Genomic DNA, 24,813 nt, shown 5'->3' with positions numbered 1-24,813 from the left:
CGGGCTGCGCCGGGCTCGCCAGAAACGACCGAAGTGTAGATGGCCGCAATCCGGTTAGCGATAAGCGAGAGACCGATCTGCCCCGCATAGGCGCCGTTGCCACCGGCACCACCGGCCCCACCGTCGTCGCCGACGGTGACGGTGCTATCGATGACGGCCCCACCAGCTCCGCCGGCCCCGCCGGTGCCGCCGTCAGCGCGAGTACCAGCAACGATGCTCCCGCCAGCGCCGCCAGCCCCGCCGTTGTCGCCGGAGTGAACGGTGCTGCCCGTGACGGTCCCGCCGGCCCCGCCGGCCCCGCCATTACCCCCGTGAATAACCACGGTGCCGTTGGTACCACCGGAGCCGGTGCCTCCGGCCCCGCCGGCCCCGCCGTCGTCGCCGGTGGTGACGGTGCTGGACGCGCTCACGGCCCCGCCTGCCCCGCCGTTACCGCCGGCGCCACCGTTACCGCCGTTACCGAATAACCCGGCATTCTCGCCGGCGCCGCCGGCACCGCCGGCCCCGCCCAAGTCACCCATGCTGACGGAGGAACCGCCGGTGACCACCCCGGCGTCGCCGCCGCTACCGCCAGCACCACCGCTCCCGCCGGCACCGACAAACCCGCCAAGGCCGCCGCCCCCGCCGGCGCCGCCGTTGCCACCGGTGTCGCCGGCCTGCACGACGCTATTCGTGACGGCGCCCCCGGCACCACCCTTACCGCCGGCGCCACCGTTACCTCCGTCGCCGAAATTCCCGGTGTAGTTGCCGGCGCCGCCGTTGCCGCCGGCTCCACCGGTGTCGCCGGAATACACGGTGCTGTCGGTGACGGTGCCGGCGGCGCCACCGGCCCCGCCGGCACCGCCATTACCAGCCTGGCCGCCGAAACCCGGGCCGCCGACGCCGCCGGTCCCGCCCGCCCCGCCGACGTCGCCGGAGTAGACGGTGCTGGATCCGCTCACGGCGGCACCGGTCCCGCCGGCAACGGCACCGCAGGCCAGTCCGGCCAGCCCGGCTAACCTCAGCCCACGAACATCCGTTCGTCGTGTCCGCTGACGTGCACGAACCGTCACGCACTGGATGCTGAAACACAAGGCAGCACAACCGGTTTCACGCTGGCAGTGTGGGGGACATGCGAGGCAAGGGCGGCCGACTAGCAAACGGTGCCATCCTCTCCTCCATCTGGGAGATGCGGTACTAAGCGACATCGCGACGGCTGCGGGTCGTCGCGGGCTCGCTGGTCACGAGCCGGCACCGCCCTACGGCAGAATCCCCGCGACGCGACATTGAGCCTGAACCGCTTCAGCGTGGGCGTCATGTTGCGCGTAGACGGCGCGACACCAGTCACGCGCGGCCGTACCACACGCGTGCTGGAGTGCGCCGCCCATCGAACTCGCGAACGTGACATTCACGCAGCCATCACCCGATCGGTCGTAGGGGTCCGACGAATGGTCGGTCATTACCCATGCCGTCGAGCCGGCAGCAATAGCGCCGACGACGACGCCAACCGCTATCCGCATCGCACGGCGTTCGCCAGGAGTGAGCGGCTCGGTCGGTGGGGTCTTGCCATTGTTGACCGTCGGCGGCTCCTTCGCGCGGCGAACTCGACCGTTCCACAATAAACGGATTTCCCGCGGCCGCCAGAGGTTTGCTTTCGCTAAACAGCGCGATCAGCGGGTCGATCTGCTCGCGCTGGAGTGCTCACGTATTCGGGCAGCGGCCTTCTCCCGGAAGGCTTTCCGGGAGCCATTTTTCATGCCGTCGTTTCTCGTCTGCCAATGAGCTCATCGACGAGCAGTTGCAGACGCTGCGAGTCGTACTCGGGGCGCAGCCGTCCGGTCCGGCCGAGGGTGACCAGCCCGTGCAGCGCGGCCCAGAACACCTCGGTGAGCGTGTCCGCGTCCTGTTCGCCGGCGACCGCGCCGACCGCTTGATGCAACGCGGCGAAGGCCTCCATTAGCTGAGGCGGTGTGTCGTCGGCGGCGAAGCGCAAAGCGGTCGTGCGGGTGAACATCGCGTCGTAGACCGCCGGGTTGTCGCGGGCGAAATCCAAGTAGGCGTGCGCGATCCGGGTCAGGGTGTCGCCCGCCGCGTCGTTGTCGGAGTGGGCGGCCCGGATCACTTCGGCGAGTTCGGCGAACCCGTCGAGGGCGACGGCGTCGGCGATCTGTTCCATGCCGGCGAAGTGTTTGTACAACACCGGCTGGCTGTACTCGATCTCGGTGGACAGCCGACGGGTGGTGACGGCATCCCAGCCTTCGGCCTCGGCCAGCCTGCGCGCCGTTCCGACGATCAGCCGCCGGCGGGCAGCGCGTTCACGCTCACGACGATCCTCAATGGGCATGCCTGAGGATATCACGGCTAGAAAAACTAGCAATGCTATTGACGCGGGCTCCGACAGAGGGTTAGCGTTGCTAACACCTACCAACGAGGGGAGCACGAAATGAATCTGGACGACATCGCCCGGGCCGCGGCGCTGGTCGCGGTGCTGGGCACCGCCGTGGTCTACGGCACCGACGTGTTTTGCGCCATGGTGATGCGACCGGCCTTGGCGTCGGTCGACAACGACGCCCTGGTCGCGGTCATGGGGCGCGTCCACCGGTATGGGGACCGGCGGATGCCGGTGCCCGGGGTGCTGGGCGTCGCGGCCACCGCGGTGAGCGCGGCACTGGCCGCGGTCGCGGCGCACTGGGCGCAGGCGATCGCGGCGGGCGCCGCGCTGGTCCTACTCGTGGTGTGGCTCGTGCTCTACACCCAGATCAGCGCGCCCATCAACAGGCAGATGACAGCCGCCACCGACGCCGGCCGGGCGCTGCCGAACGGGGTTGCGCTGCAGGCCAAGTGGGACTCCGTCATCGGCGCCCGCGCGGCGCTGCAAGGTCTGGCCGTGGCCGCCCTGTGCGCGACGCTGATGCTCTGACGCTCACCCAATTACCCTGGAAGGAACCAGATTTCGATGCTCCAACTCAGGACCTACACGCTGCGATCGCTGGAAGCTCTGCACCGGTACGCGACCGTGCACTGGGCGCGGCACGTGGCCACGTTCGAGACGTTCGGCGTCACCACCCACGGCGTGTGGATCGACCGAGGCGGCGACGCGAACCGCCTCGTCGCGCTGATCGGCTACCCACCGGGCGCCGACCCCGACCAACTCACGCGGCACGTCATGGCCAGCCCCCAATTCGCCGCCGACATGGCCGGCTTCGACGCCGAGGACATCCTCGACGTCCAGACGAGACTGCTTGACCCGACACGGTTTTCACCAATCCACTGACAAAACCCCCGGAGCTCGACATGACCATCACCGAGACCATCGGCTACGTCCTCGCCGGAGTCCTCGCCGCGGCCATCATCTTTATCGGCGCACGCTTCCTCGTCGCGCCGCGCGTCGCGGCCGCCGGCTACGGCGTGCTACCCGATCTGAAGCGGCCGGGTGCCGGCGCCTACCTGAGCGTCAAGGGCGTCCGCGACATCGCCACGGGGCTGTTCGTCATCGTCCTGATGGCCGCGGGCGCCACCCACCTCGTCGGCTGGGTGATGTTGGCCGCCACCATCATTCCGATCGCCGACGCGGCGATAGTGCTGCGCAACGGCGGCTCCAAGGCGGTCGCCTGGGGCGTGCACGGCGGGACCGCCGCCGTCATGCTCGTCACGACGGCGCTCCTGCTCGTGCCCTAGGCGACGAAGCAGGTATGACCGCGATCACATAACCCTCGGGAATTGCTTCGACTTCGAAGCGAGTTGTAGGCGGTGTAACTGCTTCGAATTCGAAGCAATCAGCGAAGGAGGGACACCATGAAGGCTGTGCGGTACCACGAGTACGGCGGTAGCGACGTGCTGCGATACGAGGAGGCCCCGCGCCCGGTGCCGGGACCGCGGCAGGTGCTGGTGAAGGTGGCCGCCACCTCGTTCAACCCGGTGGACGCCGGCATTCGCGGCGGCTATCTGGCCGAGGTGTATCAGGTCAGCTTCCCGCACATTCCCGGCGTCGACGTGGCGGGGACCATCGCCGAGATCGGCGAGGGCGTGACCGGCTGGAACGTCGGCGATGCCGTCGTGGCGTTCCTGCCGCTGGACGCCGACGGCGCCGCCGCCCAGTACGCGCTGGTGCCGGCCGAGTCGCTGGCCGCGGCCCCAACATCGGTCCCGCTGGCCGATGCGGCGGCCCTGCCCGTTCCGGCGCTGACCGCGTGGCAGGCCCTGTTCGAGATCGCCGGGCTCAGGGCCGGGCAGTCGGTGCTGATCAACGGCGCGTCCGGTGCGGTCGGCGGGTTCGCCATTCAGCTGGCCAAGCAGGCCGGGGCCGTCGTCACCGCGACCGCGAAGGCGCGCGACGCCGAGCGGCTGCGCGGCCTGGGTGCCGACCGCATCGTCGATTACATCGACTACAGCCACTCGCCGATCGACGTCGAGGGTGCGCCGTTCGACGTGGTGCTCAACCTGATCAGCACCACCGACGAGCAGACCGAGGCACTGATCGGCGTGGTCGCCGACGGCGGATTCCACGTCGGCACAATGGTTTTCGGGCCGCAGAACCCCGGCCGGGGAGTCCGCTCGCAGCGGGTCTTCGTCCGCAGCGACGCGGCCCAGCTCGCCGGGCTGGTCGGTCGCGTCGACGACGGTCGATTGCGCATCGAGGTCGCCGACCGCCGCCCGCTCGAGCAGGCCGCGGACGTGCACGCCGACTCCGACGCCGGGCGCCTGCACGGCAAGACGATCCTCCTGCCGGCCAATCACTAACGCACGCAGGCCCGGTCGTCACCGAGGGGTTGGGTCCCCTCGGTGACGACCGGCGGCATTTCGATGTCGAAGCATTACCCTCGACGAGTGGCCAAGGCTCTTAACCCCACCCAGCTGGGGACGTACTTCGCGCTGATGGAGGCCGTCAGCCTGCTGCAGTACGCGGTGCGGCGGCAGTTGCAGGCCGACGGAGGCCTGAGCTACGTGCAATTCGAGATCCTGGCCAAACTCGCCGACGCCGGGCGCCCACTGACGATGACCGACCTTGCCGACGGCGTGGTGTACAGCCGCTCCGGCCTAACCCATCAGGCCGGGCTATTGGAAAAGGAAGGCCTAATCACCCGGGAGGCTTCGCCCGACGATCAGCGCGCCACCGTCGTCAGCATCACCGAGGAGGGCCGTGCCCGCGTCGCCCAGGTCCTGCCCGGCCACGTCGAAGTCGTGCGCGACGCGCTGTTCGACTCGCTGTCCGATCAGGACGTCCGCGCTCTCGGCGACATGATGAGCCGCGCCCGCGACCACATGCGTGCTCGGCCACCCCGCTCCGCCGCACCGCGCGGTCGTGGTGCCGGCGCCAACTGATGGTGTGGGCTAAAGCCTTTTGACCCTGGGGCGCTCATGGAGCGCATGTTGGGATCGGTAGCCGCGCGAGCGGTGTCTAGTCGTACTGCAAGGAACGAACAGGCTTCCCGAGATAAGGAGCAGGCGACATGGGATTTATGGACAAGCTGAAGGGCACCGCCATGCAGGCGATGAACCCGGCGGGCCAGGCGGCCACGCGCGACAAAATCATGAGGCTGAACCAGTCAGGTGTGCTGACGCCGGCCACGGTGGACTCGATGCGTGAGACGGGCACTCAGCTCGGCGGTGGGCACCAAATCGATTTCGAGCTCACGGTGCACCCGGCCAGCGGTTCTGACTACCAGGTGCGGGTCTCGCAGTCGATGCACGATGTGACCCTCAACGGCATCTCCGAGGGGGCTCGGATCAACGTGAAGGTGGACCCCGATGACCCGCAGTCACTGCTGGTTTGGGGCGCCGCCAGTTAGCGAAACCAGGCAACGCGGCGCTCGACCCCACTTCCTCGGCGTGTGACCAAGTCCATTTGACAGCCACTAGCGAAAATGGCCCTCGCGCGGACTGCGGCGGCCATTTTCCTGCCCAACGGGGACACCTCTGGGAGCATTAGCGCGTGACCTTGCGCCAAGCCGACACCGCGAGCCCTGCTCGTGACGTCATAAGCCCTGCTCAAGGGGTATCGGCTAAGCGCCCGGCGGAGCCGGGATTCCGCGACGATATCGAGGGCCTGCGCGGCTTCACGCTGCTGGCCATCCTCGGCTTCCACATCTCCATGCCGGGCGTCAGCGGCGGCTTCGTCGGGCCCGACATCTTCTTCGAGATCTCGGGCTTCGTCATCACCGGGCAGCTCTGGCGCCAGGTGAGTACCACCGGCACCATCGGGCTGCGCAAGTTTTATGGGGCCCGAGCCCGCCGGCTCCTGCCGGTTTCGGCCACGGTGGGCGTCGTCACCGCGATCGCCGCGGCGCTGCTGCTACCCCTGGTGCAGGCGCAAAGCGCCTTGAAGGACGCCATCGCGTGCGCGCTGTACGTCCCGAACTTCTGGTTCATCGTCCAGCAGGTCGACTATTTCGCCGGCGGCGTGCCCTCGCCGTTCCAGCACTACTGGACCTTGGGCGTGGAGGAACAGTTCTATCTGTTGTGGCCGCCCATGATCGTCGGCACGGCGTGGCTGATCCGGCGACTGCGCCGGCGCGCAAAGGCCGATGCGGCCCCCCCGCAGCCTCCGTCGAGAAGCCCGTACGTGGTGCTCGTGTCGGTGGTCGCCGCCGTGTCGTTCGCGCTGTCGCTGCTGATCACCTACGTGATGCCGCTGGCGGCGTACTTCTCGCTGTTCACCCGGGCCTGGCAGTTGGCCGCCGGCGCGCTGGTGGCGCTCACGGCCGAGTACTGGCGCCGGCTCCCGCCGCGCGCCGCGGTGATCACGGGATGGGCCGGGATGGCGATGGTCCTGTGGGCCTGCGTCTTCTTGACCCCGGACGTCCCCTACCCGGGCACCGCCGCGCTGCTGCCCGTGCTCGGCACCGCGCTGGTGCTCGGCGCCGGCTGTTCCACACCGTCGCAGGGCGCCGGGCGCGTCCTCGGATGGTCTCCGATGCGGGCGATCGGCCGGCTGTCGTACTCGTGGTATCTGTGGCACTGGCCGGTCCTGGTGTTCGCGCCGATATTGGTGGGCCACCCGCTGGGTCTGGCCGGCAAGTTCGTGGCGGCGGTCGTCGTCTCCGGCGGGCTGGGGTGGCTCACCCTGCGTTTCATCGAAAACCCGTTGCGGTACGCCGCTCCGCTGCGCAAGTCCCCGATGAAAAGCCTGGCGGTCGGCGGTGTCGCCACGTCGGCGGCGGCCTGTGTGGGCGTCGCGTTGCTGATGTGGGTGTCTTCCCTGCCGATGCCCGTCCCGGTTGCGCTCGGCGCGCAGGCTACGCCGCTGACGATCACCGCGCCGGTGCGCCCGACGGGCGACGGCATCGACGCCTACGACGCGGCGGTGCAGAACGTGTTCTCGCAGGTGCAAGCCGCGGTCGCGGCATCCGCCGACGTGAAGGCCGTCCCGTCGAACCTGAACCCGACGCTTGGCGACGCGGCCGGCGAAGTCGGGGCGATGTTGTTCAACGGCTGCCTGCGCGCGCCGTTCCAAAGCGGACAACCCGAATGCGCGATGGGCGATACCGGCTCCAAGACGACGGTGGCCATGGTCGGCGACTCGCATTCCTCGATGTGGATTCCGGCGTTCCGGCAGATCGGCACGCAGCGCCCGTGGCGGCTCGAAGCCATGGCCAAGGCGGCCTGCCCGATGATGGACTTGCCCGTCGCAAACCCGATCGTCAGTCCGCTGGTCGAATACCTGCAAAAGTGCGGGCAATGGCGCGGTCAGATCATGGACCGGCTACGAGCCGAGCACCCAGCGCTCGTGATGGTGAGCGTGTTTCGCGGGTACACGGCCACCCACAGCAACGGGTTCCTGTCGGGTTTCTCGTCGTACGACGCGGCCTGGAACGACGGCCTGACCCGCCTGGTGCGTCAACTGCGTGAAACCGGTGCCAAGGTGCTGGTGCTCGGGCCGCTCCCGCACCTGACGACCTCGGTGCCGGGCTGCCTGTCCGAGCACCTCAATGACGCGACGGCGTGCTCGCCGCCCATGTGGTACGCGTTCGACCGGCCCGGTATGGCGGCCGAGGCCGCCGCCGTCAAAGCCGGCGGCGGGCAATACGCGGACCTCTCCGAGCTGTTCTGCACGGCGAAGCGCTGCCCCGTCGTCGTTGGCAACACCCTGGTCTACGTCGACGGGGGTCACCTGACGCTCGAATACTCCCGGCTGATGGCGCCGGCGATCGCGGCCCTGGCCGACCGCGCGCTGCACAGTTGACATCCTGCGGACGGTCGTTGCACAACCCCAGAAGTGGGTAAACGAATCGCATGGCACCTCAGGACGAAGGCCGGTGGGATGTCAGCATCAAGAGCAACGCGGTTTGCCTTGAGCGCATCTCTGACGGCGACAAGCAGTTATTCGAAGATGTGTTGGCACCCGAGGAGGCCCGCAAGCTAGCGGGGCTCCTGACCAAGTACGCCGACAAGGCCGACGAGGCGGGCAAGTCCGAGGACTCCGAGAAGTCCGACAAGTCGAAGGACAAGGACTCCGACAAGGACGAGGACTCCGACAAGGACAAGGACTCCGACAAGGACGAGGACTCCGACAAGTCGAAGGACGAGGACTCGGACAAGTCCGACGATTCTGACGAGTCTTCGGACTAATCGGCGCGCCTCTAGGTGCAGCCGCTCACGTGGATTCGCCGGCCCACCCCGGCGCAGACGCTGACCGGTGGCGGCGGCGGAAAGTCTTGCGGCAGAGGCGCATAGTCGCCCGGCGGCGGGGCGTAGGTGCCGACGGTGTCGGCGACGTTGGTGCACCCGCTCACCGAAACGCGCCTGCCGACGCTCGCGCAGACGTCGGCGTTGGCCACGCCGGGGGGCTGCACGACGGCATACAGTTCGGGGATCGCGGTGAGGGCCAACACCGTGACCCCCGCGGCGGTCCAAGACCGCGCCCACAGATTCATTGCGATCTCCTTCCCTAGGGTGTGGCGCCGCTGTCGCCGAGCAGCGGAGTCCACTGGCAGCGCTGCCTGATGTCGACCAGTGGCTGACGGATGTTTTCCAGGTCGGCCTGCTCTTGCGGGTTGGCGTTGAAGTAGTTCTGCACATCGTCGCGGATCTGGTCTTTCGGCCGATCCTGCAGGCCGGTGTAGAACCCATTCACGTCCGGGTGCGTGAACAAATAGGTCGAGAGCGACGCGGCGACACCGGCCGCGACACCCGCCACGTCCCCGGCCGTGCAGTTGGCCGGCCGGGACTGCGGATCGGCCCCGGCGGTCCCCGCGGTGGCTAACAGCAGCGTGCCGGTAATCGCGCCGGCGCCGATCGCGCCGACGACTACCCGGCGCCGAATTGAGGTGGTTGAGAGAAACATGGCGGGCCCCTTCCTGCGCATAGACCATCTTCTGCCAGCCTTGCCGGTTCCGGAAGACGTCGCGACCAGGCTCGTCGGACCCCCGGGTTCGGTTAATGTCCTAAGGCGCGGCCGGTCTGGGCGTCGCCGCCGGGACAGGAAGGGATGCAGTGAACCGTTTGCACACACGGCTCGCCGGATTCACCTCAGCGGCGCTGGCGGTAGCCGCGGGGATGTGCGTCGTGCCCGCGACGGCGCACGCGACGCCGCCGATCGGGGTCACCGCGGTGACTCTGTCGAAGCAAACCGTTGACGGCAAGGACTACATCGTCAGCGAGATCACGGTCGCGCCGAATGGAAGCACCGGCTGGCACACCCACCAAGGCGAGATCTACGGCGTCATCAAGTCCGGCGTGCTGACCCACTATGGGTCGGACTGCCGGCAAGACGGCGTCTACGGCCCCGGGGCTGCCATCACCGATCCCACCGGGCCAGAGCACGTTCACCTCGCCCGCAACCTGGGAACGACGCCACTGGTCCTCGATGTGACCTACATCGATCCGGCGGGAGCGCCCACCTCGGACAGCGCGCCGAACCCCGGCTGCGACTTCTCGTGAGCGCGTTCGGCTTTCACAGCCTGGCGCTGCTGACCGCGATCGGTTTCGCCGGTCCGCTGCTGGCGTCCGTGCCGCGGCTGCGAATCCCGGTCGTCATCGGCGAGCTGGCCGCGGGGCTCATCGTCGGCAAGACCGGCTTCGGCGTCATCGACGACGCCAACCCGACGCTTCAGTTGCTCGCCAACATCGGCTTCGCGCTGGTGATGTTCGTAGTGGGCACCCACGTCCCGGTGCGCGATCCCGCGCTGCGTTCGGCGGCGCCGCGGGCGCTTGTGCGCGCGGTCGTGATCGGTGCCGTCGCGGCGGTGATCGGTGTCGGGCTGGGCGAGGCGTTCGGCACCGGCCACGCCGCGCTCTACGCGGTGCTCATGGCGTCCTCGTCGGCGGCGCTCGCGTTGCCGGTGATCGACGCGCTGCGGCTGCGGGGCCCCGACGTGCTGTCCGTGACGGTACAGATCGCCATCGCCGACGCCGCGTGTATTGTGTTGCTGCCGTTGGTAATCGACCTGCGGCGGGCGCCGATCGCGGCGCTCGGCGGGCTCGCGATCGCGGGCTGCGCGGTGGTGTTCTTCCTCCTGCTGCACCTGGTGGACCGCCGGGGCTGGCGCCGGCGCATGCACAAGTACTCCGAAAAGCAGCGCTTCGCACTGGAATTGCGCACCAACCTGGTCGTGCTGTTCGCGCTCGCGGCGCTGGCCTCCAGCACCCACGTGTCGATCATGTTGGCGGGCTTCGCGCTGGGCCTGGTGATCGCGATGGTCGGCGAACCGCGACGGCTGGCCCGCCAGCTGTTCGGCATCACCGAGGGCTTCTTCAGCCCGCTGTTCTTCGTCTGGCTGGGCGCCTCGCTGCAGGTGCGCGAGCTGGGCGCGCACCCGAAGCTCATCCTGCTGGGGCTCGGACTGGGACTGGGTGCGGTGCTGGCGCATTGCGCGGGAAGGCTGCTCGGCCAGCCGTTGACGCTCGCGGCGCTGTCCGCCGCGCAGCTGGGCGTGCCGGTGGCCGCGGCCACCATCGGCACCGAGGAACACCTTCTCGTCCCGGGCGAAGCTTCGGCGTTGATGTTCGGCGCCTTGCTGACGATCGCCGGCACATCGCTCGCGGGCGCGCTGGCGGCGCGTGGCCGGCCGGCCGCCGTGTGACGAAGGGACCGAAGCACTCCCATCGTGGTCCATTCGGCCCTACGGGCCGCACTCGACGGGGTGGTCGGATAGAACCCTAGGACCGATCTAGGGGGCTGCCATGAGGATTCGCTTGTACCGCGTCTCCGATCGCCTGCACGAGGGTCGCACCGTCGCGGTGCCCGGTCACCAGATCGGCATCACCGCCGACTACGACACCGCGCCCGACGTCGAGGCGCTCGCCGCCGGATCGGGAAGGGCGTCGCGCAGCTGGTGGGCCGCCGCCCGCGATTCCGCTAGCCCTTGACGGATCGGTTGTTTCCGCGGCGGATGCGTTGGTGCGCGGTCAGCAGCAGGTGGTCGAATTCATGCGAGTTGAGCGGCAGGCCGGCGCCGACGAAGTCTTCGGCGATCTGCTCGGCCAACAGCCGCAGCTTGACGTTCGCCTCCTGGGAAAGCCACTTGAGCAGGTTGAACGCGGCCTCGTCGTTGATCCGGTAGATCAGCATCAGCATGCCCTTGGCCTGTTCGATGCCGGCGCGGTTCTCCTTGATCTCCGCCAGCCGCGCGGTGACGAGGTCTTCCTGCGCGCGTTCCGGGGAGGCGTCGACGTAGAAGCCGTGCGTTCCGATGACGTCGCCGTCATCGTCGAAGAGCTGATCACCGACGACGATGATGTGGCGCACGTTGCCGGCGGTGTCGATGATGCGGTGGCGGGTGCTGAACGCCTCGTGGGTGTTCACGATCTGGTCGATCGTGGCGGCGACCTGCCCGCGGTCGTCGGGGTGCTTGTGCGCGAGCACCAGGTCGGTGGTCGGGGTGACGGTACCGGGTTCGTAGCCGTGCATCCGCTGCACCTGGTCGGACCACTCCCAGCGCTGGTCGGCGAAGTAGAACCGGAACCACCCCACCCGCTGCGGAACGCCGGCGGCCAACGCCGCTTCGACGTCGGGCGTTTCGCCGTCTAGATGCCATTTCATCGTCGGATCTCGCCTCCTTGGGCGAAGGGGCGGGGCGGCGAAAGCCGCCCCGCCCGCCGGTCGGTCAGGCGTCGATCACCTCCCGCTTGCCGGCGTCCTCGTTGATGGCCTTGTGGCCGTTGCCGTGGGCGACGGAAATCTTGCGCGGCTTGGCCTTCTCGGCCACCGGGATTCGCAGGCGCAGCACGCCCTCGGAGTAGGACGCGTCGATCCGGTCGGTGTCCAGGTTTTCGCCGAGGACGAGCTGGCGGCTGAACACCCCGCGCGGCCGCTCGGTGGCCAGCATCTCGCGGTTGGGATCGACACCGGGGCGCTCGGCGCGCACGGTCACGACATTGCGCTCGATGTCGATGTCGAGTGTGTCGGCGTCGATGCCCGGCAGGTCGAACTCGACGACGAACTGCTCTCCCTCGCGCCAGGCGTCCATCGGCATCACCGCCGGCCGGGCGGCCGTGCCCAGTACCTGCTGGGCGAATCGGTCGAGGTCACGGAAGGGGTCGGTACGCATCAGCATGGCGGTCACCTTTCACTCCAATCTGCGGTTGTGAAGTGGCTATTACCTATGTCCAATGACATAGATTTCTTATAGCACTGTCGACAGGTGATATGCAAGTGTGGTAAACAGATTTTCTGAGCGACTCACCTGAGGAGATGCCCGATGACCGAGAGCACTGGCGACCCCGGGGCGCCGGCGCCGGATCGCGGGGTGTACGGAATCTCCGTCGCCGCCGAACTTTCCGGCGTCCCGGTGCAGTCGCTGCGCCTCTACGAGCGGCACGGGCTGTTGAGCCCGGCCCGCAGCGACGGCGGAACGCGGCGCTACAGCGCCGACGACCTGGCCCGGCTGCAGCGCATCAGCGCCCTGGTCGACGCCGGGGTCAATCTGGCCGGCATTGCCCGCATCCTGAGCCTGGAAGACCACAACGCCGAGCTCTCGGCGGTCAACACCGACCTGCGCTCCACCAACCGCAGTTTGCGCGATGCGGCCAAGGGCGTGGCGGCCAAGAAGAACGGCAGCTGACGCACGAAATCCGTTGATCGCCAACGGTTTTACCGGGCGCTTGGCGCTCGGGTGCGCGGGCACCTGCCGGACGGTTCGGTTGCCTCGCTTGCGCTTCGTTGTTTGGCCCGTAGGCTTCGTTTTACGGGTCGACGCGTTGGGTCCACCGCCGCGGCGCCCCAGGCCGGAAAGCCCTTGAGGGGGTGATGAGATACCGGACGAAAAGGACACGGTCGTCGGTCAGTTGACGGAACTGATGGCCAGCCTGGACCGCAACGGCACCGAGACGACGGCCGGGCTGCACGAACTGGTCGAGAATGGTGTTCGGCACATGCCGGGCTGCCAATACGCGGGGATCACCCTCGCCGAGCGGGGCAACACCGTCACCAGCGTGGTCGCCACCCACCGCTATGCGGCGGTCCTGGATGCGATCCAGGACCTCCGCCAGGAGGGGCCGTGCCTGGCGGCCGACTGGCGGCACCACATGATGTGGGTCGACGACCTGAACGTCGACCGACGCTGGCCGCGCTATCAGCGCGACGTCCTCGAGGCGACCCCGATCCGCTCGATCGCGTCGTACGAGTTGTTCGACGACGACAGGACCATGGCCGCGCTCAACTTCTATGCCGACAATCCCCACGCCTTCGGCGACGAATCGCTGGAAATCGGCGCTATTTTCGCCACCCACGTTGCCTTGGCGTGGTCGATGATGCGCCGGCAAGACCAGTTTCGCAGCGCGCTGGCGTCCCGGGACGCGATCGGTCAGGCGAAGGGCGTCATCATGGAGCGCTACAACCTCGACGCCGTCGAGGCGTTCGAACTCCTCACCCGGCTGTCCCAGCAGTCCAACACCAAGCTGGTCGACATCGCCAAAGGGCTTATCGAGAGCGAACATCCGCTCAAACCGCGGCATCGCGGCGCCCACGCGTAGCGCGCCCCGCCTTGGTCGGCAGCGTTTCGGCGCGCGCGACGCGGGTATGTGCCATGCACATGAAAGCCGTGACGTGGCAGGGCAAGCGCGACGTTCGCGTGGAGTCGGTGCCCGATCCCAAGATCGAGCAGCCGACCGACGCGATCGTCGAGGTCACTTCGACCAACATCTGCGGGTCGGACCTGCACCTCTACGAAATCCTCGGGGCCTTCATGAACCCGGGGGACATCCTGGGCCACGAGCCGATGGGAATCGTCCGCGAGGTCGGCGGCCAAACGGGCGACCTGCGCGTCGGCGACCGCGTCGTCGTCCCGTTCCAGATCTCCTGCGGCCGTTGCCACATGTGCGACATGCAGCTCTACACCCAATGCGAGACCACCCAGGTGCGTGACCAGGGGATGGGCGCGGCGCTGTTCGGCTACTCGGAGCTCTACGGCGAAATCCCCGGCGGCCAGGCCGAACTGCTGCGCGTCCCGCAGGCGCAGTTCACCCACATCAAAGTCCCTGTGGGACCACCGGATTCGCGCTTCGTCTACCTGTCCGACGTGTTGCCGACCGCCTGGCAGGCGGTGGCCTACGCCGACATCCCGGACGGCGGCTCGGTGGCGGTGCTCGGCCTGGGCCCCATCGGGGACATGGCCGCGCGCATCGCGGATCATCTCGGGTACCGCGTCATCGCCGTCGACCTGGTGCCCGAACGCCTGGCCCGCGCCGCGGGGCGCGGCATCCACACCATCGACCTGAGCCGGCTCGATTCGTCCCTCGGCGACGCGATCCGCGACCTGACCGACGGCCGCGGCGCCGACTCGGTGATCGACGCGGTGGGCATGGAGTCGCACGGTTCCCCCGCCGCCCGGCTGGCTCAGCAGGCGAGCGGGATGCTGCCGGACGTGCTGGCCAAGCGGGTCATGCAGACCGCCGGCGTGGACCGCCTCCACGCGCTGTATTCCGCGATCGACATCGTGCGGCGCGGCGGAACCATCTCGCTGATCGGCGTCTACGGGGGAATGGCCGACCCCCTGCCGATGCTCACCCTCTTCGACAAGCAGGTGACCCTGCGGATGGGGCAGGCCAACGTGAAGAAGTGGGTGGACGACATCATGCCCCTGCTGACCGACGACGATCCCCTGGGCGTCGACACCTTCGCCACCCACGTGCTGCCCCTCGACGAGGCCCCGCACGCCTACGAGATCTTCCAGAAGAAGCAGGACGGGGCCGTCAAGGTCATCCTGAAGCCGTAAACGCTTGTGCGACAGGCGTTTTCGAACGCGGGTTTGACCCCGGCGTTTGCGGGGTATCAAGAGCGCCATGACCGGCCCTGGACTCCGCGCGCCCACCCCCACCGGCGAAGTCTGGCCCGGCAAGGCCTACCCGCTGGGCGCGACGTACGACGGCGCGGGCACCAACTTCGCGGTGTTCAGCGAGGCGGCCGAGCGCGTCGAGCTGTGCCTGTTCGACGCCGACGGCACCGAGAGCCGCGTCGCCCTGCCCGAGGTCGACGGCTACGTCTGGCACGCCTACATCCCCAGCATCGAACCCGGCCAGCGCTACGGCTACCGCGTGCACGGCCCGTACGAGCCCGAGAACGGCCTGCGGTGCAACCCGAACAAGCTGCTGGTGGACCCGTACTCGAAGGCCATCGACGGCAGCTTCGAGTGGAACCAGTCCCTTTTCGCCTACAACTTCGGCGACCCGGACAGCCGCAACGACGAGGACTCCGCCCCGAGCATGCCCAAGTCGGTGGTCATCAACCCCTTCTTCGACTGGGGCAACGACCGGCCGCCGGACCATCAGTACGCCGACACCGTCATCTACGAGGCGCACGTCAAGGGCCTCACGCAGACCCACCCCGCCATCCCCGAGCAGATGCGCGGGACCTACGCCGCGGTGGCGCACCCCGTCGTGATCGACCACCTGAAGAGCATCGGCGTCACCGCGATCGAGCTGATGCCGGTGCATCACTTCGCCAACGACTCGACCCTCGTCGACAAGGGTCTGTCAAATTACTGGGGCTACAACACAATCGGATTCCTCGCGCCCGACTTCAAGTACTCCAGCGCCACGTCCCCCGGCGGACAGGTGCAGGAGTTCAAGGCGATGGTGCGCGCCCTACACGAGGCCGGCATCGAGGTCATCCTCGACGTGGTCTACAACCACACGGCCGAGGGCAACCACCTGGGCCCGACGCTGTCCATGCGCGGGATCGACAACGCCGCGTACTACCGGCTGGTCGACGACGACAAGCGCTACTACATGGACTACACCGGCACCGGCAACAGCCTCAACGTCGGGCACCCGCACGCGCTGCAGCTGATCATGGACTCGCTGCGCTACTGGGTGACCGAGATGCACGTCGACGGCTTCCGGTTCGACCTGGCCGCCACGCTGGCCCGCGAGTTCTACGACGTCGACCGGCTGGCGACGTTTTTCGAACTGGTGCAACAGGATCCGACCGTCAGCCAGGTCAAGCTCATCGCCGAGCCGTGGGACGTCGGACCGGGCGGCTACCAGGTGGGCAACTTCCCGCCGCAGTGGACCGAGTGGAACGGCAAGTACCGCGACACCGTGCGGGACTTCTGGCGCGGCGAGCCCGCCACGCTCGATGAGTTCGCCTATCGGCTGTCCGGATCGGCCGACCTCTACGAACACACCTCGCGGCGGCCGGTGGCCTCGATCAACTTCGTCACCGCCCACGACGGGTTCACGCTGCGCGACCTGGTGTCCTACAACGAGAAGCACAACGAGGCCAACGGCGAGGACAACAACGACGGCGAGAGCCACAACCGGTCCTGGAACTGCGGCGCGGAGGGGCCGACGGACGACGCGGCAGTCAACGCGCTGCGCGCCCGCCAGCAGCGCAACTTCCTCACCACCCTGCTGCTGTCCCAGGGCGTGCCGATGATCTGCCACGGCGACGAACTCGGCCGCACGCAGGACGGCAACAACAACGGCTACTGCCAGGACAACGAGCTCACCTGGATCGACTGGGCCCACGCCGACGCGGGCCTGCTGGAGTTCACCCGCCTGGTCTCCGCGCTGCGGGCCCGGCACCCGGTGTTCCGCCGGCGCCGGTTCTTCTCCGGCAAGCCGCTGGGCCGGCGCGGCCAGGAAGGGCTGCCCGACATCGCCTGGTTCACGCCCGAGGGCACGGAGATGACCGACGAGGACTGGGGCGCGGGATTCGCCAAGTCCGTCGCGGTGTTCCTCAACGGCCACGGCATCCCCGACAGCGACGCGCGGGGCCAGCGGGTGCTCGACGACTCGTTCCTGCTGTGCTTCAACGCCCACTACGAGCCGATCGAATTCACGCTTCCGCCAAAGGAATTCGGTGCTTCCTGGACCCTGGTGGTGTTCACCGGGCCCGACGAGGAGACGCCCGCCGACGAGGTGCCCGGCGGGGGCACGTTCACGGTGGACGCCCACACCGCCGTCGTGCTTCGGGCCCCCGACGGGGCGCCAGCGGGTTGACACAAACCCGCCCGACCGTTACGTACCCCCTGGCTGGTCGATACGCTGTGCCTGCAGCGGGCTCGTTACAGGAGAGGGCGAATATGTCAAGGACAGTGGTGGTTGGCGCCTCGAGCGGACTCGGGCGCTGCATCGGCGTCGGCCTGGCGCAGCGCGGCGATCAGGTGGCGCTGCTCGCCCGGCGCCGCGAGCGCATCGAAACCGCGGCGAAGGAGGCGGGGCCGGGCGCGATCGCCATCGAATGCGATGTCACAGACGAGGGGTCCTGCCGGTCGGCGATCGACGGTGTCGTCGAGGCGTTCGGCGGCATCGACAACCTGGTCTACACCCCGGCCGTCGGCCCGCTGGTCCGCATGGTCGACACCGACGCCGACACCTGGCGGCGCGTCTTCGACACCAACGTGATCGGCGCGGCCCTGGTCACCGCGGCCGCGGTGCCGCACCTGACCGAGTCGGCCGGCAAGGTCGTGTACCTGGCTTCCGACGCGGGGACGTTCGGGCCGCCCTGGCCGGGCCTGGGCGCGTACGGCGTCAGCAAGGCGGCCCTCGAACGGCTCGTCGAGGCGTGGCGGGCCGAGCATCCCGACATCGGCTTCACCAACCTGATCGTGGGGGAGTGCGGGGGCGGAGAGGGCGATGCGGCGACGGGCATGACCACCGGCTGGGACATGGACCTCGCCATGAAGGCCGCCCCGCTGTGGGCGTCGCGCGGCTGCATGCCCGGCAAGCTGATGCCGGTCGAGGACCTGATCGACGTGGTGCATACGATCCTGCGCACCGACGCGTCGACGTCGATGCCGCTGGTGGTGGCGCGGGGCGCCCCGGCGAGCCCGCCGGCGTTCGCTGACTCCGCCCAGACCTAGACCCTCAGTTTTTCGCGGACCAGGCCGGCCAGGAAGCGCCCGTTCGACACCGGTCGGAACGCGCGCGCCGCGCCGGTGAGGGCGTCGCGGGACTCCGGGGGCAGCTCGATGTCGGCGGCGGCGACGTTGAACTCGAGCTGCTCGAGGCTGGACGCGCCGGGGATGGCCACGACGCCCGGCAGGCTGATCAGCCAGGCGAGGGCGACCTGGGCCGGCTTGGCGCCGACCTGCGCCGCGACGTCGCGCAGCGTCTGCAGCAGCGGCTCGATGCGGCGCAGGTTCTCGGTGCCGAAGTAGCGGTTCACCGCGCGGATGCCGCCGGGACGGTTGTCCACCCCGTATTTGCCGCCCAGCAGCCCCTGTTCGAGCGGGCTCCACGCGATCACGATCCGGTTCTCGCGCTCGGCGAAGGGCACCAGGTCCTCCAGCGCACCGGAGTGGGCGAGCGAGAAATGCACCTGGTTGCTGATTACCGGCCGCCCGAGCGCGGCGTCGGCCTTTAGCCACCGCGCCAGCGAGTAGTTGGAGACGCCGGCCGCGCCGATCTTGCCGTCGTCGAGCAGGTCGCGCATCCCCGGCATGATCACCGAGTCGGGGACCACCGGGTTGGGCTGGTGGATCTGGTAGAGCGGGATGCGCTCGAGCCCCAGCCGCCGCGCGCTCTCGCGCTCGCGCTGCTTGATGACGGCGGGGAAGGGGGCTACCGGGAAGACCTTGCTGGCCACCGCGACCTCGGCGCGCTCGTCGCCGAGCGCCTCGCCGAGGATCCGCTCGCTCTTGCCCAGCCCGTACACCTCGGCGGTGTCGAACAGCGTCACGCCCAGCGCGCGGGCGCGCCGCACGATGTCTCGCGCGGCGCCGGAGGCGTAGCCCTCGCCGTAGCCCCACTCGCGCGAGCCGAACTGCCATGTGCCCAGGCCGATTCGGCTGACCCGTCCGACCCCGTCGACGTCGAGATATTTCATGGGCCCAGCCTAGGAGATCCCTATCCCGGGATCTTGTTCAGCGCGGCGGTGGCGATGCTCACGGCCGATTGGTGCGGCTTGGCGCCGTCGGTGGTGCCGCTGTAGGACACGTAGAGGTCGACGACGACGTTGGCCTTGGCCGCGACCGCGCGGGCCGAGCGCACCTGCAGGCCCTTGGGCGTCAGGTCGAGCGTGGTAATGCCGTTGCCGGCGTCGGCGGGCGCGCTCAGCGAGAACGGGATCGCCCCCGCCTCGGGAATCGTCACGCTTACGGTCGTGCCGCCGCATCGGCGCCATCCGTCCTGCAGGTTCGCCAGCTGCGATTGCGCGGCCGGCGCGTCGCGAAACGCCACGACGGCCTGGATCACCTGGACCGACTTGAGCAGGCTGCGGGTGTCGGAGAATTCCGCCGCGCGGTAACCGGTGATGGCGTCGACGTTGTAGGCGTCCGGGGTCCCGGGCGCGATGCTTCCCCAGCACTCCGGTCGGTCGATGGTTCCCTCCCGGTCGGATCGCGCCGGATGGTCCCACGTCTGGCCGCCCTCGAGGTTCTGGTCGTCGGTGATGGTCTTCAGCTCGCCGAGGCCGGGCAACGCGGTGGCGACGGCGTCCGGCGCGACGGTGGGGCCCGGGGGCGCCGCGGCGGTGGTGGCCGGGGTCGCCGGGCGGTTCGGGGTGGACGTCAACGCGGACAGGGTGGCCCACCCGACCAGCGCGAGGACGACGAGGCCGATGATCGCGTAGGACAGCGCCACCGCGGCGAGCGCGCGGCTTCGGCCGAGCTCGCCCGTGCGGCGGATCTGCGCCAGGGCCAGGTGTCCCAGCACGGCGCCGACGGGCGGGGACGCGAACGCGAACACCAGCGAGCGGGTGGCCATCGCGTTGACCGGCGGGCGGTACGGCTCCGCGGGCGGCGGTGGCAAGACGGGCGGCCGCACCGGCGGGCCGGCGGGGGGCATGCGACCGAGGGGGTCGTAGCTGAGCGGGCCGTACCCGTAGGGATCCTGAGGATTCACGCCAGTGGCCTCCTTAGCCCGGCATCCTGACCCGAATGTAGCCGAGCCGCGGCGCGGCGTCGAAGCGGCAATTTCTATGAGTCCGCGTTTGAGAAACCCGTGCCCGGGTACGTGCGCAACCGTGGGTTTTCTCGTCGAGACGTGGCCAGAAAGCTGGCACCGCAGCCGGTTGTTTCGACTCCTCAGCCTGGGCGGGTACGTCGCCTTCAACCTGCCCCGGGTGGTGACGGGGTTGGGCGCGGCGCTGCTCGTCGGCGTGGCGGTCACGCACGTCTATGCGTTGGTCGCCCAAGCCGCCCAGGGGGCGCTGCCCTGGCTTTTCGTGGGGTACGCCGTTCTGGTGATCGCCGCTTGCCTACTGGTGGCGGGCGCGCTTGCCGTGGGCGGCAAACCCATGGGCCGCAATCTCACTGTGGCACAGGCGGGTTGGTATTTCGGCAGCCTGCTTTCGGTCGTCGTGATCGGCGTTGCCCTCGTCACCCGGGTGGCCTCCCTGCCCGCACTGACGGCGACGACCGGGCGCTGGGACTTCGCGCCGGCATCGTTCGCGTTCGCGTTCGCGGGCGCCTTCCTCGCACTGCACTTCTCGCTGCTGCTGGGCATCAATGTCGCCTATCCGCAGCGGCAGCAGTGGGAGGACTGAGCGAGGACGCCGCGACATGACTCAGGCCGTGATACCGCTGGACTACCCCGCGTGGCTGCGCATCGACCACTGGCTCAACGTCCTGTTCCTAACTCTGTTGCTGCGCAGCGGGATCGAGATCCTTTCCACGCATCCCAAGCTGTATTGGCGGGACGACAGCAAGCCCGGCACCGAGTGGGCACGTTTCACCACCAAGACGATGCCGACCGAAAAGCTCTACGACACCCTCGACGAGGAGGAGGACTACAGCCCGCTGATCGCCCTGCCCGGCCACAAGCGGCTCGGCATGGGCCGGCACTGGCATTTCGTCTCGGTGATCGGCTGGGTGCTGGTGGGGCTGTCCTACTACGTGTTGCTGTTCGCCACCGGCCAGTGGCATCGGTACTGGCCGCACTCGTGGGCGACCTTCGTCGAAGCCGGCAACGACATCCTGACCTATGCGACGTTCAACCTGCCCCCGCTGCTGCCGAACGAACCGCTGGACGCCATCCAGAAGCTGACCTATGCGGGTGTCATCTTCCTGCTCGCCCCGTTTCAGATCCTCACCGGCGCGGCGCAGTCCCCGGCGATCGAGGCGCGGTTTCCCTGGTTCGTGCGGCTTTGGGGCGGACGGCAATCCGCCCGCAGCCTGCACTTCCTCGGGTTGGTCGCGTTCGTGGTGTTCATCGCGATCCACCTGGCGATGGTCTTCTTCTGGGGCTGGGGTCAACTCAACGCCTCGATGATCTTCGGCTCCGTGCGCAACGTCACGCTGGGGATCGTGTTGTCGTTCGTGATCATCGGCGCGATCGTCGCCGTCCACGTCGCGGCCACCGTGTGGAGCCTGCGTAACCCGGTCCAGGTGCGGCGCATCCTCGGCGCCGTCGTCACCCGCGCGCGGCTGATCCTGCTGCGCCCGTTGGACTCCCGGCAGGACTACCCGGAACGGATGCTGTCGGAGGAACACCGCGTGAACGGCAAACCGCCGTGTTCGGCCGAGTACAAGGTGATGGCCGTGCACAACTTCGTCGACTGGCGCCTGCGGGTCGGTGGGCTCGTCGAGGAGCCGATGACGTTCGACCTTGACGCGCTGCGCGCGCTGGCCGAGCCGCACCGGCAACGGGTTTTGCACAACTGCGTCCAGGGCTGGTCCAGCATCGGCGAATGGACGGGGCTCCCGCTGGCCGCCCTGGCCGACCGGGTGCGCCCGCTTCCCAAGGCGCGTTACCTGTGCTTGCTGACGATGCAGGACACCGGCCGCGACGAACCGAGCGCGCAGGGGGAGGGGCAGTTCTACGAGGTGATGGATCTCGAACTGGCCTACAAGCCGCAGACCATCCTGGCGTACGAGATGAACGGAAAACCGTTGCCCATCAAGCACGGTGCGCCCCTGCGGCTGCGGGTGGAGACCCAGGTCGGCTTCAAGATGGCCAAGTGGATCAGCGCGATCGAGTTCGTCGACGACCACCGCGGCATCGGCTACGGACTGGGCGGCTGGCGAGAGGACAACGTCCACTACGACAAGGACGTGGAGATCTAACCATGACAGCCGACGTGATGGTGCGGCCCGAGCTGATCGCCCTCGACGGGAACGCTCGCGAGCGGGTCGCCGAACAGATCGCGGCCAAGGGCGGATACTGCGAATGCTGCGGCGCAAAGGGTTTCGACGTCGGCGGCGCCCTGTACCTCGGCTTCCTCTTCCTCGATGAGGACCGCGACAATTACATGATCGCGTTGACCTGCCGCAACCCGGACTGCGCCAAGCCGCGCACCGGAATCGTCTTGAGCGGCAAGGACTTTCTCGGCGATTTTCCTCAGTGATTTTCTCAGCGACGGGAGCGGAAGCGTTTCGCCTTAGCGGGCGGGCTGTCGGTGAAGTTCGGCTGGGCGAGCCGGAACCGCTCTATCAGGTGCGACAGCGAGCGCAGCTCGTGTCGCAACGCGTCGAAGGTGCGCTCGTCCGTGTCGGTCAGCCGGCCCAGCGAGCTGTAGTGCACCAGGCGCCGGAGCCGGCCGGCCAGGACCGTGCCCCACCGGATGCTGAAGTCGTAGCGTTGCCCTTCGCTGATCGGCTCCTCGTCGTCCTGCGTGGCAAGGTCCTTGAGCGCCCTGATCTGTCCGGTGATCAGCTCGACGTCGCCGTCGATGGACACCGCTTCGGCCGCCGCCCGGGCGGGGTTTCGTGTCGCGCTCATCGGTTTCTCCCTTGCGTTACAGGTGCGGCTTGGCGACGCTGACGACACAGGGCGTGCCGGCCAGCGTGAGGTATACGCGGTGCGGTCCGAGGGCCATGCCCGAGAGGCGCGCGGATTGCGCGGCGCCGGCGGGTAGGGCCGTCCGGTAGTTGGTCACGCGGATCACCGGAATCTTCTGGCCCGGAAAGCCGGTGAAGCTGTCCGCCTCGAGCGTGACGACTTCGTGGTCGGTGGCCGCGTAGATGCGGGTGTCGTCGGTGCCGAGTTCGCGGATCGGCGACGGCAGCCGCGCGCTCGCCAGCACCTGCATTCCCCTGCCGCCGCGGCGCGAGTCGACGGCGTAGAGCGTGCTGCTGTCGTGGCCGGCCACGTAGTTGCGGGTGTCCGCGGCGCCGTCGCCGGCCGAGACCGCGACGTCCATGGCCAGCGACCCGCGGTTCTGCGGGGGCGACGAGAAGCCTTCGTAATAGCGGATTCCCGACGGCGAGTAGGCGTGGTAGTCGATCTTTCGCCCGCGGTTGGCGCCGTCGATGCTGTCCGCGGGCTCGTCGCCGATCGGGGCGGTCGGCAGCTTCCGGAAGCCGTACTGGTCCACCGGCGTCACCGCCGTTCCGTCGGCCGAGAGGGCGAGCAAGATCCGCATCCCGGCGTCTTCGGCCAGATATGCCGGGGCGGGGCCGGCGTCGAAATCCGCCGTCTGGCGCAGGCTTTCCAGGTCGACGGCGGCCACCCTGCCGCGCTGCGGTTGCGGCACGAACACGACTCGGTCGTCTTTCTGGCTGATCTGCAGGTTGCGGCCCACCGGCAGCGGCGCGGACAGCCGCGTGTTCGCGTCGCCGGGGCGGGCGCCACCCGTCACCTCGGCCAGCCGGCTGTCGTCGGCGATCGCGACCAGGGCGTGCGTGCGATACGACCAGACCGGTTGCCGCAGCGCGGCGCCCACGTGCCACAACGCGATCTCGGAGGCGCTCTCCAACGTGGTGCCCGGCGCCGCGCAACCCGGCGCCACCGCGACCGCGCCGAGCGCGCACATCGCGCCCCCGCGTCGCATCCATCGAGAGCAGCGGCCCATTTCGGAGAATTACCCCAACCCGCGCACCTCACACGCCTTTTTGTTGCCCCGCGCTCGCCGTTTGGTGGCCATGCCGGTCGGGTAGCCGCTAGGCAGCGTGCAACAGCCCGCGCGTGGACATGCAAGGACGACGTATATGCAGATGGGAGAGACATCATGGCCGATACCGCCATCACGTCGCGCTCCGACGTGGTCGACTTTCTGGTCGGCCAGCACGAGCAGATCAAGTCGATGTTCGCCGAAACCCTCTCGGCCTCGGGGAAAGAACGGGAGAAAGCCTTCGTCGGGCTCCGGCGACTGCTCGCGGTGCACGAGACCGCCGAGGAGGAGATCGTGCACCCGCGCGCCAAGCGGAAGATCGCGGACGGCGCCGCGGTGGTGGACAAGCGCCTGGAGGAGGAGCACGAGGCCAAGACGGTCCTGCAGAAGCTGGAGAAGCTCGATGTCGACAGCGAGGAGTTCACCCGGCACCTGACGGAACTCCGGGACGCCGTGATCGACCACGCCGAGCACGAGGAGAAGGACGAGTTCGCCAAGCTGGGCGAGGAATTGAGCGACGACGAGCTGGCCCGGATGGGCCGCGCCGCCAAGCTCGCCGAGGCGATCGCGCCCACCCGGCCGCACGCCGGAGTCGAGTCCCAGGCGGCCAACCTGACCGCGGGCCCGTTCGCCGCGATGATGGACCGGGCCCGTGACGCCATCATGGGCAAGGGCTGATCATG

Annotated in this window: 29 protein-coding genes and 1 pseudogene; 20 read left to right on the top strand and 10 right to left on the bottom strand. The window is 68.7% G+C overall.

Annotated elements, in window-relative coordinates; all coding sequences use genetic code 11:
* Positions 1 to 941: pseudogene (locus tag A5655_RS29305) on the bottom strand (PE family protein); the annotation flags it as partial.
* Positions 942 to 1,732: 791 nt separating this feature from the next.
* Positions 1,733 to 2,323 carry a TetR/AcrR family transcriptional regulator gene (locus tag A5655_RS22960; RefSeq protein ID WP_067014055.1) on the bottom strand — a complete coding sequence of 197 codons (591 nt, stop codon included), beginning with the start codon at positions 2,321 to 2,323 and terminating at the stop codon, positions 1,733 to 1,735.
* Positions 2,324 to 2,422: 99 nt separating this feature from the next.
* Here A5655_RS22960 and A5655_RS22955 point away from each other — a divergent pair, with 99 nt between their 5' ends.
* The 8 genes from A5655_RS22955 to A5655_RS22920 all read left to right on the top strand — a co-directional run bounded on the left by A5655_RS22955 (position 2,423) and on the right by A5655_RS22920 (position 8,547).
* A complete protein-coding gene (locus tag A5655_RS22955) occupies positions 2,423 to 2,899 on the top strand; it encodes a DUF1772 domain-containing protein (RefSeq protein WP_067014053.1) in 477 nt (158 codons plus the stop codon).
* A 36-nt stretch (positions 2,900 to 2,935) separates the two neighbouring features.
* Positions 2,936 to 3,253 (top strand): NIPSNAP family protein, encoded by a 318-nt coding sequence (locus tag A5655_RS22950; RefSeq protein ID WP_067014051.1) that lies wholly within the window; start codon positions 2,936 to 2,938, stop codon positions 3,251 to 3,253.
* Between the two features lie 20 nt (positions 3,254 to 3,273).
* Positions 3,274 to 3,657, top strand: coding sequence for a DUF4267 domain-containing protein (locus tag A5655_RS22945; protein WP_067014049.1), 384 nt, complete (start codon positions 3,274 to 3,276; stop codon positions 3,655 to 3,657).
* A gap of 117 nt (positions 3,658 to 3,774) precedes the next feature.
* Positions 3,775 to 4,719 carry an NADP-dependent oxidoreductase gene (locus tag A5655_RS22940; protein ID WP_067014047.1) on the top strand — a complete coding sequence of 315 codons (945 nt, stop codon included), beginning with the start codon at positions 3,775 to 3,777 and terminating at the stop codon, positions 4,717 to 4,719.
* A gap of 87 nt (positions 4,720 to 4,806) precedes the next feature.
* Complete coding sequence (locus tag A5655_RS22935; protein ID WP_082978826.1) at positions 4,807 to 5,301, top strand: MarR family winged helix-turn-helix transcriptional regulator; 495 nt, start codon at positions 4,807 to 4,809, stop codon at positions 5,299 to 5,301.
* A gap of 137 nt (positions 5,302 to 5,438) precedes the next feature.
* Positions 5,439 to 5,768 carry a hypothetical protein gene (locus A5655_RS22930; protein WP_067014044.1) on the top strand — a complete coding sequence of 110 codons (330 nt, stop codon included), beginning with the start codon at positions 5,439 to 5,441 and terminating at the stop codon, positions 5,766 to 5,768.
* 143 nt (positions 5,769 to 5,911) lie between these two features.
* Positions 5,912 to 8,161 (top strand): acyltransferase family protein, encoded by a 2,250-nt coding sequence (locus A5655_RS22925; protein WP_082978825.1) that lies wholly within the window; start codon positions 5,912 to 5,914, stop codon positions 8,159 to 8,161.
* A 50-nt stretch (positions 8,162 to 8,211) separates the two neighbouring features.
* Positions 8,212 to 8,547, top strand: a complete 336-nt coding sequence (locus tag A5655_RS22920; RefSeq protein ID WP_067014042.1) for a hypothetical protein — start codon at positions 8,212 to 8,214, stop codon at positions 8,545 to 8,547.
* An 11-nt stretch (positions 8,548 to 8,558) separates the two neighbouring features.
* On the opposite strand, the gene A5655_RS22915 is transcribed toward A5655_RS22920, so the two are convergent.
* Both A5655_RS22915 and A5655_RS22910 read right to left on the bottom strand, forming a co-directional pair.
* On the bottom strand, positions 8,559 to 8,852 hold the full coding sequence (locus A5655_RS22915) for a hypothetical protein (protein ID WP_067014040.1): 294 nt from the start codon (positions 8,850 to 8,852) through the stop codon (positions 8,559 to 8,561).
* A gap of 14 nt (positions 8,853 to 8,866) precedes the next feature.
* Complete coding sequence (locus tag A5655_RS22910; RefSeq protein ID WP_067014038.1) at positions 8,867 to 9,262, bottom strand: heme-binding protein; 396 nt, start codon at positions 9,260 to 9,262, stop codon at positions 8,867 to 8,869.
* 149 nt (positions 9,263 to 9,411) lie between these two features.
* Here A5655_RS22910 and A5655_RS22905 point away from each other — a divergent pair, with 149 nt between their 5' ends.
* The 3 genes from A5655_RS22905 (at position 9,412) to A5655_RS22895 (ending at position 11,286) form a co-directional block, all read left to right on the top strand.
* Complete coding sequence (locus tag A5655_RS22905; RefSeq protein ID WP_082978824.1) at positions 9,412 to 9,858, top strand: cupin domain-containing protein; 447 nt, start codon at positions 9,412 to 9,414, stop codon at positions 9,856 to 9,858.
* The gene (locus A5655_RS22900) at positions 9,855 to 11,000 is read left to right on the top strand and encodes a cation:proton antiporter (RefSeq protein WP_067014035.1); all 1,146 of its coding nucleotides are present in this window, start codon (positions 9,855 to 9,857) and stop codon (positions 10,998 to 11,000) included. Before A5655_RS22905 ends, A5655_RS22900 begins: the two co-directional genes overlap by 4 nt.
* Before the next feature lie 100 nt (positions 11,001 to 11,100).
* On the top strand, positions 11,101 to 11,286 hold the full coding sequence (locus A5655_RS22895) for a hypothetical protein (protein WP_067014033.1): 186 nt from the start codon (positions 11,101 to 11,103) through the stop codon (positions 11,284 to 11,286).
* Here the strand turns inward: A5655_RS22895 and A5655_RS22890 are convergent.
* Positions 11,276 to 11,959, bottom strand: coding sequence for a PAS and ANTAR domain-containing protein (locus A5655_RS22890; RefSeq protein WP_067014031.1), 684 nt, complete (start codon positions 11,957 to 11,959; stop codon positions 11,276 to 11,278). The genes A5655_RS22895 and A5655_RS22890 overlap by 11 nt on opposite strands.
* A 64-nt stretch (positions 11,960 to 12,023) precedes the next feature.
* The gene (locus A5655_RS22885) at positions 12,024 to 12,473 is read right to left on the bottom strand and encodes an Hsp20/alpha crystallin family protein (RefSeq protein ID WP_067014030.1); all 450 of its coding nucleotides are present in this window, start codon (positions 12,471 to 12,473) and stop codon (positions 12,024 to 12,026) included.
* Between the two features lie 144 nt (positions 12,474 to 12,617).
* Between A5655_RS22885 and A5655_RS22880 the strand changes: the two genes are divergently transcribed.
* From A5655_RS22880 to A5655_RS22860, 5 genes are all read left to right on the top strand, one after another.
* Positions 12,618 to 12,980 carry a helix-turn-helix transcriptional regulator gene (locus A5655_RS22880; protein ID WP_067014028.1) on the top strand — a complete coding sequence of 121 codons (363 nt, stop codon included), beginning with the start codon at positions 12,618 to 12,620 and terminating at the stop codon, positions 12,978 to 12,980.
* 190 nt (positions 12,981 to 13,170) lie between these two features.
* Entirely contained in the window at positions 13,171 to 13,890 is a 720-nt protein-coding gene (locus A5655_RS22875; protein ID WP_369807240.1) for a GAF and ANTAR domain-containing protein, read from the top strand.
* Between the two features lie 59 nt (positions 13,891 to 13,949).
* The gene (locus A5655_RS22870) at positions 13,950 to 15,131 is read left to right on the top strand and encodes a zinc-dependent alcohol dehydrogenase (protein WP_067014082.1); all 1,182 of its coding nucleotides are present in this window, start codon (positions 13,950 to 13,952) and stop codon (positions 15,129 to 15,131) included.
* Between the two features lie 67 nt (positions 15,132 to 15,198).
* Positions 15,199 to 17,358 carry a glycogen debranching protein GlgX gene (gene glgX / locus A5655_RS22865; protein WP_067014025.1) on the top strand — a complete coding sequence of 720 codons (2,160 nt, stop codon included), beginning with the start codon at positions 15,199 to 15,201 and terminating at the stop codon, positions 17,356 to 17,358.
* A gap of 95 nt (positions 17,359 to 17,453) precedes the next feature.
* Positions 17,454 to 18,221, top strand: coding sequence for an SDR family oxidoreductase (locus A5655_RS22860; RefSeq protein ID WP_082978823.1), 768 nt, complete (start codon positions 17,454 to 17,456; stop codon positions 18,219 to 18,221).
* Here the strand turns inward: A5655_RS22860 and A5655_RS22855 are convergent.
* Both A5655_RS22855 and A5655_RS22850 read right to left on the bottom strand, forming a co-directional pair.
* Positions 18,218 to 19,186: an aldo/keto reductase gene (locus A5655_RS22855; RefSeq protein ID WP_067014021.1), complete on the bottom strand. Its 969-nt coding sequence runs from the start codon at positions 19,184 to 19,186 to the stop codon at positions 18,218 to 18,220. The genes A5655_RS22860 and A5655_RS22855 overlap by 4 nt on opposite strands.
* Before the next feature lie 20 nt (positions 19,187 to 19,206).
* Positions 19,207 to 20,145: a sensor domain-containing protein gene (locus A5655_RS22850; RefSeq protein ID WP_067014080.1), complete on the bottom strand. Its 939-nt coding sequence runs from the start codon at positions 20,143 to 20,145 to the stop codon at positions 19,207 to 19,209.
* 178 nt (positions 20,146 to 20,323) lie between these two features.
* Here A5655_RS22850 and A5655_RS22845 point away from each other — a divergent pair, with 178 nt between their 5' ends.
* Genes A5655_RS22845 through A5655_RS22835 form a run of 3 tightly spaced genes read left to right on the top strand, consistent with a single transcriptional unit; the run spans position 20,324 to position 22,645 of the window.
* Positions 20,324 to 20,845, top strand: coding sequence for a hypothetical protein (locus A5655_RS22845; RefSeq protein WP_067014019.1), 522 nt, complete (start codon positions 20,324 to 20,326; stop codon positions 20,843 to 20,845).
* 28 nt (positions 20,846 to 20,873) lie between these two features.
* Positions 20,874 to 22,364, top strand: coding sequence for a molybdopterin-dependent oxidoreductase (locus A5655_RS22840; RefSeq protein WP_156765002.1), 1,491 nt, complete (start codon positions 20,874 to 20,876; stop codon positions 22,362 to 22,364).
* 2 nt (positions 22,365 to 22,366) lie between these two features.
* The gene (locus A5655_RS22835; RefSeq protein WP_067014015.1) at positions 22,367 to 22,645 is read left to right on the top strand and encodes a hypothetical protein; all 279 of its coding nucleotides are present in this window, start codon (positions 22,367 to 22,369) and stop codon (positions 22,643 to 22,645) included.
* A 5-nt stretch (positions 22,646 to 22,650) separates the two neighbouring features.
* Here the strand turns inward: A5655_RS22835 and A5655_RS22830 are convergent, their stop codons facing one another.
* Together A5655_RS22830 and A5655_RS22825 are read right to left on the bottom strand one after the other, a co-directional pair.
* Positions 22,651 to 23,019, bottom strand: a complete 369-nt coding sequence (locus A5655_RS22830) for a hypothetical protein (RefSeq protein ID WP_067014013.1) — start codon at positions 23,017 to 23,019, stop codon at positions 22,651 to 22,653.
* Between the two features lie 16 nt (positions 23,020 to 23,035).
* On the bottom strand, positions 23,036 to 24,070 hold the full coding sequence (locus A5655_RS22825) for a hypothetical protein (RefSeq protein ID WP_156765000.1): 1,035 nt from the start codon (positions 24,068 to 24,070) through the stop codon (positions 23,036 to 23,038).
* A gap of 177 nt (positions 24,071 to 24,247) precedes the next feature.
* Here A5655_RS22825 and A5655_RS22820 point away from each other — a divergent pair, with 177 nt between their 5' ends.
* Positions 24,248 to 24,808: a hemerythrin domain-containing protein gene (locus tag A5655_RS22820; RefSeq protein ID WP_067014009.1), complete on the top strand. Its 561-nt coding sequence runs from the start codon at positions 24,248 to 24,250 to the stop codon at positions 24,806 to 24,808.
* Positions 24,809 to 24,813: the final 5 nt, after the last annotated feature.

The sequence above is a fragment of the Mycobacterium sp. 1081908.1 genome, assembly GCF_001673535.1.
Lineage (GTDB): Bacteria > Actinomycetota > Actinomycetes > Mycobacteriales > Mycobacteriaceae > Mycobacterium.
Note: the sequence above shows the minus strand (reverse complement) of the source record. Positions and strands in the feature narration are given on the sequence as shown.

Coding starts and splice junctions, on each gene's coding strand:
- A5655_RS22950 (WP_067014051.1), top strand. CDS start 2,936: ATGCTCCAACTCAGGACCTACACGCTGCGATCGCTGGAAGCTCTGCAC.
- A5655_RS22850 (WP_067014080.1), bottom strand. CDS start 20,145: ATGCCCCCCGCCGGCCCGCCGGTGCGGCCGCCCGTCTTGCCACCGCCG.
- A5655_RS22880 (WP_067014028.1), top strand. CDS start 12,618: ATGACCGAGAGCACTGGCGACCCCGGGGCGCCGGCGCCGGATCGCGGG.
- A5655_RS22835 (WP_067014015.1), top strand. CDS start 22,367: ATGACAGCCGACGTGATGGTGCGGCCCGAGCTGATCGCCCTCGACGGG.
- A5655_RS22930 (WP_067014044.1), top strand. CDS start 5,439: ATGGACAAGCTGAAGGGCACCGCCATGCAGGCGATGAACCCGGCGGGC.
- A5655_RS22870 (WP_067014082.1), top strand. CDS start 13,950: ATGAAAGCCGTGACGTGGCAGGGCAAGCGCGACGTTCGCGTGGAGTCG.
- A5655_RS22915 (WP_067014040.1), bottom strand. CDS start 8,852: ATGAATCTGTGGGCGCGGTCTTGGACCGCCGCGGGGGTCACGGTGTTG.
- A5655_RS22945 (WP_067014049.1), top strand. CDS start 3,274: ATGACCATCACCGAGACCATCGGCTACGTCCTCGCCGGAGTCCTCGCC.
- glgX (WP_067014025.1), top strand. CDS start 15,199: ATGACCGGCCCTGGACTCCGCGCGCCCACCCCCACCGGCGAAGTCTGG.
- A5655_RS22820 (WP_067014009.1), top strand. CDS start 24,248: ATGGCCGATACCGCCATCACGTCGCGCTCCGACGTGGTCGACTTTCTG.
- A5655_RS22955 (WP_067014053.1), top strand. CDS start 2,423: ATGAATCTGGACGACATCGCCCGGGCCGCGGCGCTGGTCGCGGTGCTG.
- A5655_RS22855 (WP_067014021.1), bottom strand. CDS start 19,186: ATGAAATATCTCGACGTCGACGGGGTCGGACGGGTCAGCCGAATCGGC.
- A5655_RS22890 (WP_067014031.1), bottom strand. CDS start 11,959: ATGAAATGGCATCTAGACGGCGAAACGCCCGACGTCGAAGCGGCGTTG.
- A5655_RS22910 (WP_067014038.1), bottom strand. CDS start 9,262: ATGTTTCTCTCAACCACCTCAATTCGGCGCCGGGTAGTCGTCGGCGCG.
- A5655_RS22960 (WP_067014055.1), bottom strand. CDS start 2,323: ATGCCCATTGAGGATCGTCGTGAGCGTGAACGCGCTGCCCGCCGGCGG.
- A5655_RS22940 (WP_067014047.1), top strand. CDS start 3,775: ATGAAGGCTGTGCGGTACCACGAGTACGGCGGTAGCGACGTGCTGCGA.
- A5655_RS22825 (WP_156765000.1), bottom strand. CDS start 24,070: ATGCGACGCGGGGGCGCGATGTGCGCGCTCGGCGCGGTCGCGGTGGCG.
- A5655_RS22830 (WP_067014013.1), bottom strand. CDS start 23,019: ATGAGCGCGACACGAAACCCCGCCCGGGCGGCGGCCGAAGCGGTGTCC.
- A5655_RS22885 (WP_067014030.1), bottom strand. CDS start 12,473: ATGCTGATGCGTACCGACCCCTTCCGTGACCTCGACCGATTCGCCCAG.
- A5655_RS22895 (WP_067014033.1), top strand. CDS start 11,101: ATGAGGATTCGCTTGTACCGCGTCTCCGATCGCCTGCACGAGGGTCGC.
- A5655_RS22920 (WP_067014042.1), top strand. CDS start 8,212: ATGGCACCTCAGGACGAAGGCCGGTGGGATGTCAGCATCAAGAGCAAC.